We start from the raw sequence: 14789 nt of genomic DNA, 5'->3' as shown, positions 1-14789 counted from the left end.
TCGGCGGCCTTTATGTCGCACAAAACTCATTTCTCAATGGATTCTTTCCGCTTGCACCGCCTTTTAGCCGAAGCTAATTTCAAGTTCTAAAATTGAACTAATGATCCGCATCGAATGGACGGGCGGCTTACGGGAGAGAAAATCACTATGTCGAGGATATTATTCGCCGCGCTGGCCGCATCGCTCACGCTGACCACGGCTGCCGTCGCGGCGGACGCTCCGGGCGTCACCGCCACCGAGATCAAGGTCGGAGCCACCTTCCCGTTCAGCGGACCGGCCTCCTCCCTCGGCAACGCAGGCAAGGGCCTGATCGCCTACGTCAATCAGGTGAATGATCGTGGCGGCATCAACGGCCGCAAGATCAACCTCATTACCTATGACGATGCCTACAGCCCGCCGAAGGCTGTCGAACACACCCGCAAGCTGATCGAGAGCGACGAAGTCTCGTTCATGTTCGGTCAGCTCGGCACGCCGTCGAATTCTGCGACGATCAAGTACCTCACCGGAAAGAAGATCCCGGACGCTTTCATCACCACAGGCGCGACCAAGTTCACGGACTCCAAGGAATATCCGCTGACCACGACCTCGCTTCCGAGCTACGACACCGAGGGCAAGGTCTACGCAAAATACTTCAAGGCGCAGCTTCCGAATGCAAAGGTCGGAATCCTTTACCAGAACGATGACCTCGGAAAGGACTTCGTCAACGCGTTCAAGCCGATCTACAAGGACGAATTCGCGTCGAAGGTGGTCGCTCTTGCCTATGAAGTCGCCGATCCGACGGTCGACTCGCAGGTCGTCAACCTGAAGGCAGCCGCTCCCGACGCGCTTCTGATCGCGGGCACGCCGAAGTTCGCAGCGCAGGCGCTGCGCAAGATGAACGAGATGGGATGGAAGCCGCTGACGCTCGTCAATTTCGTCGCGGCCTCGATCGGCAATACCTTCGTGCCGGTCGGTCTGGACAAGGTCACCGGCGTTCTGACCGCAGGCTTCCAGAAGGATGCGACCGATCCGAAGTGGAAGGACGATCAGGGCGTGAAGGATTTCACGGCCTTCGCGCAGAAGTATCTCCCCGGCGCCGATCTGTCCGACCAGAACTACCTGTTCGGATATCAGCAGGGCATGATCCTGGAGCAGCTTATCAAGCAAGCAGGCAACGATCTGTCGCGCGAAAACATCGTGAAGCAGACCAAGAGCTTCAAGGACTTTGCGCTGCCGACGGTTCTGCCCGGCATCAAGATCAACACGACACCCGAGGTGAATCAGGCCTATACGCAGATGCAGATGCAGCGCTGGAACGGCAAGAGCTGGGATCAGCTCGGCGACGTCGTGAAGGCTGACTGACGCCGCGTTCGCATCAGGCTTCTGTCATGATCAGGGCGTCGCGATAACTCGCGGCGCCCTCTGCTTTTGGTCGCGGGTGACCTGCAAGTCGGCGGGAACATAGCCGCCGTGGCCGCGTTGTATCTGAGGCGGCCACGCGGGCATTCGCCGCCGGCAAAATCCCCCATCTGATGACAGAACCATGGATTCGGACCCATGACTGCGACGTATGACTCGGACCCATCGACGCCATCGTTCAAGATCAATCCGGTGTCCTTCGTCTTCCCGGACGATGGACTGGTCCCGAACAATTCGCTGCCGTTCCTGCTCTACAAGGGCGCGCTGGCCGTCGATCACGACAATCCGGAGCAGGTGGTCGAGGATACCTTCACCGCCAACGGCTGGGGCCAGACCTGGCGCAACGGCATTTTCGACTACCTCCACTATCACGCGACGGTGCACGAAGTGCTGGGCGTCGCACGTGGCCGTGCGCTGGTGCGTTTCGGCGGCGACCACGGCGAGGACTTCGAGATCAGAAAAGGCGACGTGGCGATCCTGCCGGCAGGCACAGGGCATCAGCGTCTGTCGGCCAGCGACGATTTCGTTGTGGTAGGCGCCTACCCGCCCGGCCCGCAGATGCAGATCTGGCGTCCGACCCCGGAAAACTATCGTCTCGCGATCCAGAGCATTCCGGAGGTTGCGTTGCCGGACAGCGATCCGGTCTACGGATCGCGTGGGCCGCTGGTCGAGCTATGGAAAAAACGCAGCGCTTAGGCGGCTCTCAAGGGATAGCAATAGCCCGCGATGCCTGCTCGCGTCCCATCGGGACACAGGCTTTCTTGCGGCGGAGCGCACCAAGAGCGCCCGTCACCTTCAGCACCTTCCCCACGCCGCAGCTGCCGTTGTCGACATAGACGACGGACCATGGCGAGAGAAAATAAGGTTCTTTTTTCAGAAAGTTGGGTGACATTTCCTGCGCCAGGCAAGGCGCGGACACTGTGCAAAGAAGTGCGAGAGCGACGACGGTACGCATGACGCTGATCCAAAAGCCGACGGAACTCACAATGCGCTTTTTTGGTGAATGTTCCAAGACACGAACAGCGGCACGATGATTATTTTCACGGCATGGCACTCATGAAGGCATCGCGTGGCTGATCCGGAACGGTGCACCGCGCGATGTGTTGGGCCTCCTGTAGCAACGGAGGTTCTAATGCGACGTAAATTGCTTCTGACAACGCTGGTCGCCGCTGCGCTTGCGGCATCGACTCTTGCGGCATCTGCCCAGGTCGCCCCGCCTTCGTCGCCCGGCGGCTCGGCCGCCGGTTCGCCTGGCGTTTCTCCCGCAACCCCACCACCCGCAGCGGCTCCCGCGCCGCCGGCTACAACCGGCAGCAGTACCGGCATCAATCAGCCCGGCGTGCCGAACACATCGACACCCGGAAAAATCGGGACCGGCGCATCCCCGAGCGGTCTGCCCGGCGATAGCACGTCCAATCCCGGCTACCCCGGTAAGGTCGGCCGATAGTCCGACCACCCCAATCGAAGTCGTCTGGCGTGCTCACACCGCGCCGGACTTACTTCTTGGCTTCTTGCTTCAAGGGGACGAGCAGCCAGAGCGTCAGGAAGGTGAACAGGGAAATGACCACCGCGACGTCATAAGCGCCAAGTCCGACCGCCGCACCGGTCGCGCCCGTGGCCCACAGGCTTGCCGCCGTCGCGGTACCCCGCACGGTATTCTCGGTCTTGAGGATCGCGCCCCCGCCGATGAAGCCCATGCCGGTCATCAGGCCCTCGATGATCCGTGCCGTGCCTTCGGGGTGACCTGCGAGAATGTGCTCGGTGGCCTGCACGATGCCGCAGGTTGCGAGCGCCACGAGCGGGAACGTACGCAAGCCAGCGCTGCGCTCTTCCTTTTCCCGATTCCAGCCGATCGGCAACGCCAGCACATAGGCTATCGTCAACGCGACAAGATGAGGGCCGAGCCGGAAACCGCCTGCCGCTTCAAGAAGTGATTGCATGAGATTCTCCACGGTTCACCGTAGAGGTTTTCCGGACAGGTGAACCGCGACAAAAAGCTCACGCAATATAGAGCGGTTCCTGGAACCAGGCTCATCCAAAGGAAGGCGAGCTACTCGGTCTTGGTGGTGGCGTTGGAACTGGTCCGGGGCTTGCCGTCCTTACTGTCCTTGCTGCCGCCAGCGATGCGGACCTGATCGCCATCCGCGATGCCGTCGAGCGGCGTCACGATGATCCGGTCATCCGGCGAAAGGCCGGTGGCGATTTCGATCTCGCGGCCGAGGTCGCGTGCAATGGTGACGGTCTTGAACAGCACCTTGTCGCCAGCCGTGACGGTCGCGACACGCAAGCCGCTGTTGTTGAACACCAGCGCGCTGGCCGGAATGCTCAGGGGCTGGGCTTCGCTCGCGAGCGCCAGCTTGACGTTGGCGAAAGCGCCGGGGCGCAATTCGCCCTTGGGGTTCTCGATGGCAAGCTGCATCCGCGTCGTTCCGGACGACACATCGACCGACTGCGATGACGCCTCGATGGTCGCCGGGAATGTACGCCCCGCATATTCCGGTACCGTTACCGTCGCCTTCGCGCCCATCCTGATGCCGGGCAGATAACTCTGTGGCACGTTCACATACAGACGCAGCTTCTTGACGTCGGAGACCACGAACATCGCGGCGCCCGAACCTGTGCCACCGTTGATCAGCGCGCCGACGTCGGTGTTGCGTTCGGTGACGACGCCATCGAACGGCGCGGTGACGTTCTTGTAGCTCGCGAGCGCTTCAAGGCGCTGCACGTTCGCCTTCATTGCGTTGACCTGCGCTTCCTTGCTGGCGAGGTCGGCCGAACGCTCATCGATTTCCTGCTGCGAGACGAAGTTCGACGCCAGGAGCGTCTTGCGGCGGGCAAGCGTGGCAGCCGACAGCTTCGCTGCGGCCTGCGAATTCGCCAGATCCGCGCGCGCCTGCAACAACTGCTGATCGAGGTCCGGCGCTTCGATCTCGGCGAGTTTCTGTCCGGCCGTAACCTGCGCGCCGATGTCGGCATCCCAGCTCTTGAGATAGCCGCTGACACGCGCGTAGATCGGCGCACGCGAATAGGCCTCCAGACGTCCCGGCAGATCGAGCGTCGCGCTGAGCGGCTTGGTGCCCGGCAGCGCAACAGCGACCGACGGAACTGCCTGCGCGTCGGTCCATTCCTTGAGATTGGCGTCGCCCTTCGAGCGGGTGATAATCCCGGTAACCACCACGGCTGCGAGCACGCCTATGGCGACGGTGCCATAGAGTCGGAGTTTGCGCGGTGAGACTTGTGTAGTCTTGTCAGGTTGCATGAACCATCTCCGGCGCCGTCGCGGATGTCGCGGGCTGCTTCTTGTGAACCATACTGAACACGACCGGCACGAACAGCAATGTGGCGGTTGTTGCGAAAATCAGGCCGCCGATCACGGCGCGGCCGAGCGGCGCATTCTGCTCGCCGCCCTCACCCATTCCGAGAGCCATCGGCGTCATGCCGATGATCATGGCGAGCGCCGTCATCAGCACAGGCCGGAACCGGACGAAGCCGGCGTCGAGCGCGGCGGCGACCGGATCGCCGAGTTCGTCAAGACGTTCGCGGGCGAAGGCGATCACCAGAACTGAGTTGGCGGTCGCGACGCCCATACACATGATGGCGCCTGTCAGCGCCGGGACCGACAGCGTGGTGTGGGTTGCGAACAACATCCAGACGATGCCTGCAAGCGCCGCAGGCAGCGCCGAGACGATCACGAACGGATCGGACCACGACTGGAAGTTCACCACGATCAGGAGATAGATCAGCACAATCGCGCCGAGCAGGCCGAACAGCAGGCCCGCGAACGCGCTGTTCATGGTTTCCACCTGACCCATCAGGACCACGCGGCTGCCGCGCGGAAGATCCTTTGCAGTCTCCGCGATCGCCTTGTTGATGTCGGCGGCCACCGCGCCGAGATCGCGGCCCTGCGGCGTGGCGAAAATCTGCACCATGGTCTGGATGTCGTACTGTGACACCACGGCGCTCGATGTGGAGCGCTTGATGTCCGCGATGCCGCCCAGCATCGGCGCTGTGGCTATGCCGGCGGAGGAAATCGGCAAGGCCTCCAGCTTGTTCAGCGAGTCGATCTGGTACTGCGGCGTCTGCATCACGATCGAATAGGACACGCCGTTGTTCGGATCGAGGAAGAAGGTCGGTGCGACCTGCGAGCTTCCGGCGAGATTCACGACCATGCTGTTGGTGACGTCGCGCGCGGTGAGACCGACATACTGCGCGCGGGTCCGGTCCACATTGACCTCAAAGCTCGGGCTGCTCGGCGACTGCTGGATGCGGGCGTCGGCGACACCCGGAATGAGCTTGATCCGACGCAACAGATCGTTGGCGTACCTGAAGTTCTCAGCCGTGTTCGCGCCGCGTACCTGGATGTCGATGGGCGCGGGAGAGCCGAAGTTGAGAATCTGGCTGACGATGTCGGCGGGAAGGAACGCGAACGAAACGCCCGGGAATTCGCGCGGCAGCTTTTCGCGCAACTCTCGGACATACTCTTCGGTCGGCTTGTGGTCTTCCTTGAGCTTGATCTGGATGTCGCCGTCCTGCGGACCGATCACGCCGGTGTTGTTGTAGGTCAGGTTGATGCCCGAGATCGGCATGCCGATGTTGTCGGCCATGGTGTCGATCTTGTCGGACGGGATCACCTGCCGGATCACCTTCTGGATGTCAGCAAGCTTGTTGGCCGTTTCCTCGACCCGCGTCCCGATCTGGGTGCGGACGTGGATCAGGATCTGGCCCGTATCCACCGCGGGGAAGAAGTTGCGGCCGAGGAACGGCACAAGCAGAAATGACAATCCGACGAAGGCGAGGAAGCCCGTGACGAACACCTTGCGGTGCGCCAGCGCCATCTGCAGCAGGCCGTAATAGCCCGCCCTGAATGTCTCGAACCGGGCTTCGAAGCCACGCTGGAAGGCAACGAGCGGGTTTCGGGTCGGCGGCTTCTCGCCGTCCTCATGATGGATGTGCTTGTGCAGCAGGTACTTCGCCATCGTCGGCACCAGCGTGCGCGAGAGGATGAACGACCAGATCATCGCGAAGATCACCGAAAGCGCCATCGGCACAAACAGGAAGCGCGAGACGCCGGTGAGGAAGAACATCGGCACGAACACGATGCAGATACAGAGCAGCGACACGAAGGCCGGCGTCACGATCTGCCGCGCGCCGTCGAGGATCGATTCCTCGACCTCCTTGCCCTGCTCCAGATGCCAGTTGATGTTCTCGATGGTCACCGTTGCGTCGTCGACCAGGATGCCGACCGCCAGCGCCAGACCGCCGAGCGTCATGATGTTGAGCGTCTCGCCGATCGCCGCCAGACAGATGATCGCCCCGAGCACCGACAGCGGAATAGAGATCGCGATGATGATCGTCGAGCGCCAGCTTCCCAGGAACAGCAGGATCATGATGCTGGTGAGCGCCGCCGCCAGCACGCCTTCGAAGGCGACGCCGGCGATGGCGCCGCGCACGAAGATCGACTGGTCGCCGAGCAGATTGACCCGCAACTGTTCCGGCAACTGATCTTTGGTGTCGATAATCTTCTGCTTGATGCCCGAGATGATATCGAGCGTCGACGTCGCGCCCGCCTTCAGCACCATCATCAGCACGGAGCGGGTGCCATCGACGTGAACGATGTTGGTCTGCGGCGGGTTGCCGTCGCGCACCTGCGCCACGTCGCGGATATAGACCGTCGCGCCGTTGACCACCTTGATCGGCAGGTTGCCGAGTTCCTCGATCTTGCGCGGCGCGTTGTTGAGCTGGATGTTGTATTCGAAGTTGCCGATCTTCTGGGTGCCGACCGGTGTGATCAGGTTCTGCGCGGCGAGCGCGTTGGCGACGTCCTGTCCGGACAGGCCGAGCGCCTGCATCGCGGTCGGATTGATGTCGAGCTGGATCTGGCGCTGCTTGCCGCCGAACGGCCACGGGATCGCCGCGCCGGGCACGGTGACCAGCGGCGTGCGCAACTGGTTGGTGGCGATGTCGAACATGTTCTGTTCGGTCAGCCCCTCGCCGCCGAGCGCAAGCTGGATGATCGGCACCGTCGACGCGCTGTAGTTCAGGATCAGCGGCGGCGTCGAACCGGCGGGCAATTGCCTCAGCATGGTCTGCGCGATCGCGGTGACCTGTGCGTTGGCGGTGCGGATATCGACGTTCGGCTGGAAGAAGATCTTGATGACGCCATAAGTGTTGTAGGAATTGGCGACGATATGTTCGATGTCATTGACGGTCGTGGTCAGCGCGCGCTGGAACGGCGTCACGATGCGGCCAGACATCTGGTCCGGCGGCAGGCCGGTGTACTGCCACACCACGCCGATCACCGGGATGCGGATTTCCGGGAAGATGTCTGTCGGCGTGCGCAGAGCCGCAAGTGGCCCCACAATCAGAAGCAGGAGCGCGAGCACGACGAAAGTATAGGGTCGGCTCAGGGCAATCCGGACAAGCGCATTCATCTTATGTTTTTCTCGGTCGGCAGGCGCGACGTTGCCCCTGCGGGAAAGACCAGTTGTCTTCACGCTTTCAGTCTGGGGCTGATCTAGCTGAATCTGCCGCTGCGACGCAACGCCGCTGAACTCACAGTCGCTTGTTCAGGCGGGTTCCGGCGGCATTTCCGGGCCTGTTTTGGCCGATAATTCGCTGTTCGCGGCTAATTTATCACAGGATCATCTGGGTCTGGGTCACCACGGCGACCAGCCTGCCCTCTTCTGTTTCGATACGGGTCTGCCAGACGTGAGTGCGCCGCCCGAGATGGATCGCGGTGGTGGTCGCCCGGACGGTCACGCCAGCCCTCGCCGCGCCGACGAAATTGGTCTTGCTCTCGATGGTGGTGGTGCCCTTGGCGTCGGGTGGCAGGTTGATGACGGTGGCGGCCGCCCCGACGGAGTCCGCGAAGGCCATCACCGCGCCGCCATGGATCGAATGCCCCAGGGTGCAAAGGTCCTCACGGACCACCATGGTGGCGACCACCTTGTCCTTGGCAGCCTCGACGAAGGTGACACCCATCAGGACGGCGAACGGCATCGGCCGCGACTGGATCATCTCAAGCAGGGTCACGCCGCCCCTCCCGTTGTTAATGTAAAGCTTGAAGCTGCTTTCGCGCCAGTCAGCGACTTAAAGTGACAGATGAAGCACCTGATCATGCGGTTTCCACGCCGCACCAGTTCGCGACGAACAGCGCAATGGCCCGCGTGGTCTTGCGCAGCGATTCGATTTCGACCCGTTCGTTGAAGCCGTGCATCGCCTCGGCATTGGCGCCGAAGCAGAGGCTCGGGATACCGGCGTTGAGGCCATAGAAGCGCGTATCGGTCAGCGCCGTGAAGGCCAGTTCCTTCATCGGGCCACCATAGACGGTTTCGCAGGCCGAGCGCAGCACGGCTTCGGATTCATCCGCACCGGTCAGTTCATAGCCTTCGGACAGGAAGCCGGACCACTCCACCACCGGCGGGTTCTTGGCCAGGAACGGATGCCGCGATGCGGCAGCTTCCACGCACGCGACGATCTCGGCCTGATGATCGGCGATCGACCAGCCGGGCAGCACCGCGATCCGGCAATCGACGTCGCACCACGCCGGCACCGAGGACGCCCAGTCGCCGCCCTTGATGATGCCGGGATTGAGCGTGATCGGATGCTTCACGACCCTGAAATGCCTGTCGCTGGCGGCGCGTCTGTTCCAATCCTCTTCCAACGCTTCAAGCGCCTGAAGCAGATGGTACGCCGCCTTGATGGCGTTGGCGCCGATGCCCGCCTCGTAGACGTGCGCCGGCTTGCCGCGCACCCTGAGGCGAAACCAGATCACCCCGACCTGCGAGCGCACCAGCCTGCCGCCCGTCGGCTCGGGAATGAAACAGCAGTCGGCGCGATAGCCACGCTGCACGGTGGAGAGCGCGCCGACGCCGGTGCTCTCCTCCTCGATCACGGACTGAAAATGAATCCGCGCCGTCGGTCTGAGACCTGCCGCGCGCAGCGCATCGAGTGCGTAGAGCGCGGCGATGGTGCCGGACTTCATGTCGCCAGCGCCGCGGCCATACAGCCAGCCGTCCTTCACCACCGGCGAGAACGGTGGCGTGTCCCACATGTCGAGCGGCCCGGCGGGCACCACATCGCAGTGACCTTGCAGGATCAGCGAACGGCCCGCCTCGCGCGCCGGACGATACGTGCCGACCACGCTGCGCGCGCGGGAGAAGTCATGCTCAATCGGACCAAAGCCGCGCAGGTCCTTCAGGTCATCGACGTTGATATGCCAGTCATCGACCTCGTAGCCGCGTTCGCGCAACAGGTCGTGCATCATGTCCTGACACGGGCCTTCCGCGCCGCGCGTCGAAGGAATGGCGGAAAACTGCTTGGTCGTCTCAAGCTGCCGGTCGAAGGCCTCGTCCACCGCATCGAGAATGCGGCGCTGGACCTCGTTCGAGGTTGTTTTGGCGTCCATCGCGTCTGTCCCTTCATGCCCGCGTCTGCCGCGCGGATTATGGGCACGAGTGTAGCCAGTTTTAAGGGACCGTTGGAAGGGATGCGATAACGTGGGAAGTAAGCATTGACGTTCGGAGTACAAAGCCCGGCGCAACTGCGTTTTGCCGGTCATGACCCATAGCAGACATTTCGGTCAGATTTCACGTTTCCAAATAAGCCGTTGAACCTCGTTCAGCGAAACAACCACTAATGATTTCGGTAACCGCCGCATACGGGTGGGGTCAGGTCGATCCCACTCAAGCGAGGTGTGACACAATGCTTCTGATGTCCGACCTATTTAAACACTCAGCCCTCGCAGCGATGCTGCTGGCGATATTGCTCGCATTCTACAAGGGACGACACGCGGTCTCTGCAAACGCCCGGTCGCTTGCCTGGACTCAAGTTCCCCTGATCGCGTTCTTGACGGTTTCTGTCGGTCCAAGCGCAATCGCCATACTTCTCTATCTCGGCTACAAATCCGGTCTGTTGCAGGCCGGACCATCCGGATACCGATTTTCAACATTCATTTTTCAGCTCCCCCTTGATTTCGCCGTCATGAACTGGGGATTTGTTGTTTTGTATGTGACCTGCCGGCTGGCACCGAACTTTCGATCGGCCCGACCTGCAATGTGGCTTTCGGCAGCCGCGATGTCTCTTCTCAACGTGCCGCTGTTCTTCCTGGCTCCCGAGATGGTTTCCAACGTCTTCGATGCGGGCCAGGGCATCGGCATTGTTCAGGCCATGCTCAGCATGCCGCTCTGGTTCGGTTCATACCCCCGCTTTCTTGATCCCGACTCCGGCATTGGTCTTCTCCTCTTTGCGCCGCTCGCACCCATCCCGTTCGCGGGTTTGGTCTGCTGGATTGCCGTACAACTCATCGGAGGGACGGCCAATTCTCCAAAAGGGAAAACTGCGCGGTCGTAGTGCACCGAAGGCATTTGTCGCCGTCGGCCGCCACACCTGATGCGGCGGCCGATGGATGATCTGCGAGGATCAATACCCGACCGTAAACCGCTGGCGGGAATGCGCGGGCTTCTCGACTTCATCCGCGAGCGCGATCGCATAGTCCGCGAACGAGATGCTGCTGCCCTTCTCCGTGGTCAGAAGCTGATCCTTGTCGAGGCGGAATGTGCCGGTACGAGGACCGTCGAAAAACAGCGCCGACGGCGAGAGAAACGTCCAGTCGAGTTCCTTCTCCTGCCGCAGCAGATTGAGGAATTCGCCACCCTTGGTGGCCTCGTCCATGTAAGCCGCCGGAAATTCGGGCGTCGACACCAGCGCAATGCCGGGCGCAACTTCGAGACTGCCGGCGCCGCCGACCACCAGATAGCGCTTCACGCCCGAGGCCTTTGCCGCGTCGATCAGCTTCTGCGGGTCGCTTGCCGTGAAGTGCACGGCGCTAATGACCGCGTCGTGGCCCTTGAGCAGCGCGGCGAGCCCATCCTTGTCGAAGACGTCGCCCTTCTTCGGCGTGACATTGGCCTGCGCCTGAACCTTCTCGGGATTGCGGACGATAGCCGTGACCTGATGGCCGCGGCTGGTGAGTTCCTTGAGAATGGGCGTGCCGGCCTGGCCGGTCGCGCCGATCAAAGCGATTTTCATGATTTGCGTCCCTTGTGCGATGTGGTATCCAATGGATACCAACTAACGAATGGACATCAGATGCCCGCTCGCGACGCCGCTGTGAAGAAGGCACTTTTCCGAGACATGGTCCCCTTTGAGAAACCACCCGCCAAACCTGCGCGTGGAAACAAGGCTTCGCGCGGAAACTGGCCGACGAATCCCTACGCGCAGGATTGTCCGACCCGGCTGGTGCTCGACCGTATCGCCGACAAGTGGACCGTATTGTTGCTGATCCTGCTGTCGCGCAGGCCATGGCGCTTCAACGAACTGCGCCGTGAGATCGGCGGGCTGACGCAGAAGATGGCGTCGCAAACCCTGAAAGGCTTGGAGCGTGACGGTCTCGTGAAGCGCAAGGTGACGCCGACCGTTCCGGTGACGGTGGAGTATTCGATCACGCCGCTGGGGCGCACATTGAGCGACACCGTTGACGGCTTGCGCATCTGGGCGGAGCAGCACATGAGCGATGTCGCAAAAGCCCAATCACAATATGACCGAACCAAGGCACAAACTGTGTAGATTTGGTCACACACGCCGAGTTTGTGCGGATGTTCTTTGTGCGTTCGCAAGAGTTGATGAGGTGTTTAGGGCTTGCGCGATAGGATGGCGCATCATCGGCGACAATCGATGACTTAATCGCCGGCGATGAAAATGAGCTCCCAAAATATAAGGAGAGCAATCATGCCAGCCTATGCACAGCATCACCGCAAGCAGCAGATATTTCATGCAGCCATGACCGTGTGTCCAAGCTGCCAGAGCCTTCCCATGGAAATCAGGGAGGTGCATCCCCACTGGGACCTGGCAAGAGTCGACTTCGTCTATGAATGCCCGGCGTGCTGCACCGAAGTCCGGGACACTGTCGCGAAGCACTAAACGCCGCTGTAAGTCCGCGGGGGCATCCGCGCCTACCAGAATCACGGCCGCCCGACTACGATGAGGCATGACCTTCGTCTACCTCATCATCGCGATCATTCTTGAGGTGATCGGAACCTCCGCGCTGCAAGCGTCGGAGCAGTTCACCAAGCCGAAGCCGCTGATCCTGACAGCGATCGGCTACGCGGCGTCGTTTTATTTCCTGTCGCTGGTCCTGCGGACCATGCCGGTCGGGATCGCCTATGCGATCTGGTCCGGCCTCGGAATCGTGCTCATCACACTCGTCGGTCTCGTCTGGTTCGGCCAGAAGCTCGACATGCCCGCCGTGATCGGCCTCGCGCTGATCATTGCCGGCGTCGGCACCATCAATCTGTTTTCATCGACCGTTTCGCATTGACGCATTGGAGAGACCACATGGACAATCGCAATATCCTCTACGCCGTCGTCGGAGCTCTCGTCATCGCGGTCGCCGTGCTCGGCTACAAGGTCTATCAGGACAACAAGAAGCCGGAGGGATTGCAGATCAATGTCGGTCCGGGCGGCGTGAAGATTCAAAGCAAGTGAGGATCGAATGATCGCGACATTCTTCCCGCGCGCGCTGTTGCTTGGCGCGATTACCTCGGTGGCGCTGATCGGCGCCGTCCGCGCTGACATTGTCGGACGTGAAATCGACATCACCGACCTCCGGCTCGGCCAGAAGATCTATGTTGACGACGGCTCCTGCCCCGCGGGGCAGATCAAGGAAGTCAGTGGCATGCGATTGACCGCAGCGGGCGTCGAACGCTCCAAGAAATGCGTCGATCGCAAGGGCAAGCGCTAAATCGTCCTGCCGCCGTCTACCGGCAGCACCACGCCGGTGATGAAGTCGGCATCGTCCGACGCCAGATACACACACGCCTTGGCGATGTCTTCCGGCTGCGACATGCGGCCGAGCGGAATCGTCGCAATGAACTTCGCGCGATTTTCCGGCGTGTCGGGCACGCCCATGAATGTCTCAAGCAGTGCGGTCTCGCCCATCACCGGCGCGACGCAATTGACCCGGATCTTGTCCGGCGCAAGCTCCGCCGCCATCGCACTCGATAACAGGTTCACCGCACCCTTCGAGCCGTTGTACCACGTCAGGCCCGGACGCGGACGGATGCCGCCGGTCGAACCGATATTGATGATGCAGCCGCCGCCCTGCCTGCGCATCAGCGGCACCGTCGCGTTGGTCATGTGAAAAATCGATTTGACGTTGACGGCGAAGACGCGGTCGAACTCGTCCTCGGTCACATCCATGATCGGCTTGTTGCGAAACGACCAGCCCGCATTGTTCACCACAATGTCGAGCCGTCCGAACGTCTCGACGGCGGTCGCGACAGCCTTGTCGATGTCATCGCGGTTCGAGACATCACCCGCCACGGCAACCGCGCCGCCGGTGTTTGCGGCAACGCGGGCCGCGCCCTCGCCGTTCAGATCAAGAATGACGACCTTCGCGCCCTCTTCGACAAAATGCCGCGCAATGGCCGCGCCAAATCCCGACGCGCCTCCCGTCACCAGCGCAACCTTGTTTTTGAGACGCATGATGTCCGCCCTTTTGATTTTCGTTGTCGCTGCTTCAAGCGTCGATCAACCGAAAGGTAAAGGCAAGCTGCGTCGCAAAACGCGTCTATCCAGAAATAAAGTCACCGCATTTCTGGATGGTGTCGTTGCTGCCCCACGGCATGATCGGCACAGAGGACGTCGAGTTCTTCGGCGAGCCGTCGATCAGCTTGTCGGAATAGACCATGTAGACCAGCACGTTTCGCTTGGCGTCGCAGCCGCGCACGATCTGCATCTTCTTGAAGAACAGCGAGCGGCGCTGCCGAAACATGTCCTCGCCCTGCGGCGCCTTGGACTTGAAGCGGATCGGCCCGATCTGGCGGCAGGCCAGCGAGATGTCGGAGACCTGTTCGGCCAGCCCGAGCCAGCCCTTGTAACCGCCCTTCTCCGGCACGGTGAAATGACAGGCCACGCCGTCAACCACCGGGTCATCGACACCGTAGGTAGCAAGTTTGTCATCCGGGCTGAGTAACTTGAACACGGTCGAGCGCCGGAAGATCAGATCCGGCTCATCGGCCGCGGCCAGTGGCGTTATGGCCAGCCACGCGAAGGCGGTGGCCAACAGCGCGGCGGCTGTCAGTCGGGTCAGACGGAAAGGCATCGGAAAGCTCCAAGGAAGGGGTCTTCAGAACGGTTCCGGCGCGGCTGCCCCGCACCGGAACCCCTCATGTGGGGTGGCATGGCCCCCGTTGGAAGGCACGGGATTGTGACTGCGGATAAGTCGCCGTTAAGCGCTTTTGAAGGCTCAACGGCTAGCATTTCGGCACCGTGAATCACGCAGAATGCGGTATCGAGGCCGAACGGCAATGAACATTCAGCCTATTGGCGACACTAATACTGGAATCAATTGAGGAATTTCGCGTGTACCGGAATAAGCTACCTACCCTGGA

Annotated in this window: 17 protein-coding genes; 8 read left to right on the top strand and 9 right to left on the bottom strand. The window is 61.5% G+C overall.

Features of this window, described 5'->3' with window-relative positions:
- Positions 1–147: 147 nt before the first annotated feature.
- Together I554_RS0116095 and I554_RS0116090 are read left to right on the top strand one after the other, a co-directional pair.
- Positions 148–1341, top strand: coding sequence for an ABC transporter substrate-binding protein (locus I554_RS0116095; protein ID WP_024577444.1), 1194 nt, complete (start codon positions 148–150; stop codon positions 1339–1341).
- A gap of 195 nt (positions 1342–1536) precedes the next feature.
- Entirely contained in the window at positions 1537–2094 is a 558-nt protein-coding gene (locus I554_RS0116090) for a cupin domain-containing protein (RefSeq protein ID WP_024577445.1), read from the top strand.
- 7 nt (positions 2095–2101) lie between these two features.
- On the opposite strand, the gene I554_RS0116085 is transcribed toward I554_RS0116090, so the two are convergent.
- The gene (locus tag I554_RS0116085) at positions 2102–2353 is read right to left on the bottom strand and encodes a hypothetical protein (protein WP_024577446.1); all 252 of its coding nucleotides are present in this window, start codon (positions 2351–2353) and stop codon (positions 2102–2104) included.
- Between the two features lie 177 nt (positions 2354–2530).
- On the opposite strand from I554_RS0116085, the gene I554_RS26450 reads away from it, so the two are divergent.
- Positions 2531–2845: a hypothetical protein gene (locus tag I554_RS26450; protein ID WP_081710792.1), complete on the top strand. Its 315-nt coding sequence runs from the start codon at positions 2531–2533 to the stop codon at positions 2843–2845.
- A 49-nt stretch (positions 2846–2894) separates the two neighbouring features.
- On the opposite strand, the gene I554_RS0116080 is transcribed toward I554_RS26450, so the two are convergent.
- From I554_RS0116080 to I554_RS0116060, 5 genes are all read right to left on the bottom strand, one after another.
- Complete coding sequence (locus I554_RS0116080; RefSeq protein ID WP_024577447.1) at positions 2895–3338, bottom strand: MgtC/SapB family protein; 444 nt, start codon at positions 3336–3338, stop codon at positions 2895–2897.
- 110 nt (positions 3339–3448) lie between these two features.
- Positions 3449–4657 carry an efflux RND transporter periplasmic adaptor subunit gene (locus I554_RS0116075; RefSeq protein ID WP_024577448.1) on the bottom strand — a complete coding sequence of 403 codons (1209 nt, stop codon included), beginning with the start codon at positions 4655–4657 and terminating at the stop codon, positions 3449–3451.
- A complete protein-coding gene (locus I554_RS0116070; protein WP_024577449.1) occupies positions 4647–7829 on the bottom strand; it encodes an efflux RND transporter permease subunit in 3183 nt (1060 codons plus the stop codon). The genes I554_RS0116075 and I554_RS0116070 overlap by 11 nt, the downstream gene beginning before the upstream one ends.
- A 202-nt stretch (positions 7830–8031) precedes the next feature.
- Positions 8032–8430 (bottom strand): PaaI family thioesterase, encoded by a 399-nt coding sequence (locus I554_RS0116065; RefSeq protein WP_024577450.1) that lies wholly within the window; start codon positions 8428–8430, stop codon positions 8032–8034.
- 82 nt (positions 8431–8512) lie between these two features.
- Positions 8513–9805, bottom strand: a complete 1293-nt coding sequence (locus I554_RS0116060) for an ArgE/DapE family deacylase (protein ID WP_024577451.1) — start codon at positions 9803–9805, stop codon at positions 8513–8515.
- A gap of 296 nt (positions 9806–10101) precedes the next feature.
- Between I554_RS0116060 and I554_RS0116055 the strand changes: the two genes are divergently transcribed.
- Positions 10102–10749, top strand: a complete 648-nt coding sequence (locus I554_RS0116055; RefSeq protein ID WP_024577452.1) for a hypothetical protein — start codon at positions 10102–10104, stop codon at positions 10747–10749.
- Positions 10750–10818: 69 nt separating this feature from the next.
- On the opposite strand, the gene I554_RS0116050 is transcribed toward I554_RS0116055, so the two are convergent.
- The gene (locus tag I554_RS0116050) at positions 10819–11427 is read right to left on the bottom strand and encodes an NAD(P)-dependent oxidoreductase (RefSeq protein ID WP_029659590.1); all 609 of its coding nucleotides are present in this window, start codon (positions 11425–11427) and stop codon (positions 10819–10821) included.
- Between the two features lie 207 nt (positions 11428–11634).
- Here I554_RS0116050 and I554_RS0116045 point away from each other — a divergent pair, with 207 nt between their 5' ends.
- From I554_RS0116045 to I554_RS0116025, 4 genes are all read left to right on the top strand, one after another.
- A complete protein-coding gene (locus tag I554_RS0116045) occupies positions 11635–11964 on the top strand; it encodes a helix-turn-helix domain-containing protein (RefSeq protein WP_244432771.1) in 330 nt (109 codons plus the stop codon).
- Positions 11965–12385: 421 nt separating this feature from the next.
- Positions 12386–12715 (top strand): multidrug efflux SMR transporter, encoded by a 330-nt coding sequence (locus tag I554_RS0116035; protein ID WP_006020330.1) that lies wholly within the window; start codon positions 12386–12388, stop codon positions 12713–12715.
- 17 nt (positions 12716–12732) lie between these two features.
- Positions 12733–12882 (top strand): hypothetical protein, encoded by a 150-nt coding sequence (locus tag I554_RS27320; protein ID WP_192817732.1) that lies wholly within the window; start codon positions 12733–12735, stop codon positions 12880–12882.
- A gap of 7 nt (positions 12883–12889) precedes the next feature.
- Positions 12890–13138: a DUF6719 family protein gene (locus I554_RS0116025; protein ID WP_024577456.1), complete on the top strand. Its 249-nt coding sequence runs from the start codon at positions 12890–12892 to the stop codon at positions 13136–13138.
- On the opposite strand, the gene I554_RS0116020 is transcribed toward I554_RS0116025, so the two are convergent.
- Complete coding sequence (locus I554_RS0116020) at positions 13135–13881, bottom strand: SDR family oxidoreductase (protein WP_024577457.1); 747 nt, start codon at positions 13879–13881, stop codon at positions 13135–13137. The genes I554_RS0116025 and I554_RS0116020 overlap by 4 nt on opposite strands.
- Before the next feature lie 85 nt (positions 13882–13966).
- Positions 13967–14500 carry a CreA family protein gene (locus I554_RS0116015; RefSeq protein ID WP_024577458.1) on the bottom strand — a complete coding sequence of 178 codons (534 nt, stop codon included), beginning with the start codon at positions 14498–14500 and terminating at the stop codon, positions 13967–13969.
- Positions 14501–14789 lie beyond the last annotated feature (289 nt).

The organism is Afipia sp. OHSU_II-C1 (genome assembly GCF_000497575.1).
In the GTDB taxonomy this organism is placed as follows: domain Bacteria; phylum Pseudomonadota; class Alphaproteobacteria; order Rhizobiales; family Xanthobacteraceae; genus Afipia.
The sequence above is the reverse complement of the archived record's forward strand: the minus strand, read 5'-3'. Positions and strand labels throughout refer to the sequence as shown.

Excerpts from the sequence above, each read along its gene's own strand:
- I554_RS0116090 (WP_024577445.1), top strand. The coding sequence starts at position 1,537 with ATGACTGCGACGTATGACTCGGACCCATCGACGCCATCGTTCAAGATC.
- I554_RS0116015 (WP_024577458.1), bottom strand. The coding sequence starts at position 14,500 with ATGCCTTTCCGTCTGACCCGACTGACAGCCGCCGCGCTGTTGGCCACC.
- I554_RS0116020 (WP_024577457.1), bottom strand. The coding sequence starts at position 13,881 with ATGCGTCTCAAAAACAAGGTTGCGCTGGTGACGGGAGGCGCGTCGGGA.
- I554_RS0116055 (WP_024577452.1), top strand. The coding sequence starts at position 10,102 with ATGCTTCTGATGTCCGACCTATTTAAACACTCAGCCCTCGCAGCGATG.
- I554_RS27320 (WP_192817732.1), top strand. The coding sequence starts at position 12,733 with ATGGACAATCGCAATATCCTCTACGCCGTCGTCGGAGCTCTCGTCATC.
- I554_RS0116095 (WP_024577444.1), top strand. The coding sequence starts at position 148 with ATGTCGAGGATATTATTCGCCGCGCTGGCCGCATCGCTCACGCTGACC.
- I554_RS0116070 (WP_024577449.1), bottom strand. The coding sequence starts at position 7,829 with ATGAATGCGCTTGTCCGGATTGCCCTGAGCCGACCCTATACTTTCGTC.
- I554_RS0116050 (WP_029659590.1), bottom strand. The coding sequence starts at position 11,427 with ATGAAAATCGCTTTGATCGGCGCGACCGGCCAGGCCGGCACGCCCATT.
- I554_RS0116025 (WP_024577456.1), top strand. The coding sequence starts at position 12,890 with ATGATCGCGACATTCTTCCCGCGCGCGCTGTTGCTTGGCGCGATTACC.
- I554_RS0116085 (WP_024577446.1), bottom strand. The coding sequence starts at position 2,353 with ATGCGTACCGTCGTCGCTCTCGCACTTCTTTGCACAGTGTCCGCGCCT.
- I554_RS0116060 (WP_024577451.1), bottom strand. The coding sequence starts at position 9,805 with ATGGACGCCAAAACAACCTCGAACGAGGTCCAGCGCCGCATTCTCGAT.
- I554_RS0116035 (WP_006020330.1), top strand. The coding sequence starts at position 12,386 with ATGACCTTCGTCTACCTCATCATCGCGATCATTCTTGAGGTGATCGGA.
- I554_RS0116080 (WP_024577447.1), bottom strand. The coding sequence starts at position 3,338 with ATGCAATCACTTCTTGAAGCGGCAGGCGGTTTCCGGCTCGGCCCTCAT.
- I554_RS26450 (WP_081710792.1), top strand. The coding sequence starts at position 2,531 with ATGCGACGTAAATTGCTTCTGACAACGCTGGTCGCCGCTGCGCTTGCG.
- I554_RS0116075 (WP_024577448.1), bottom strand. The coding sequence starts at position 4,657 with ATGCAACCTGACAAGACTACACAAGTCTCACCGCGCAAACTCCGACTC.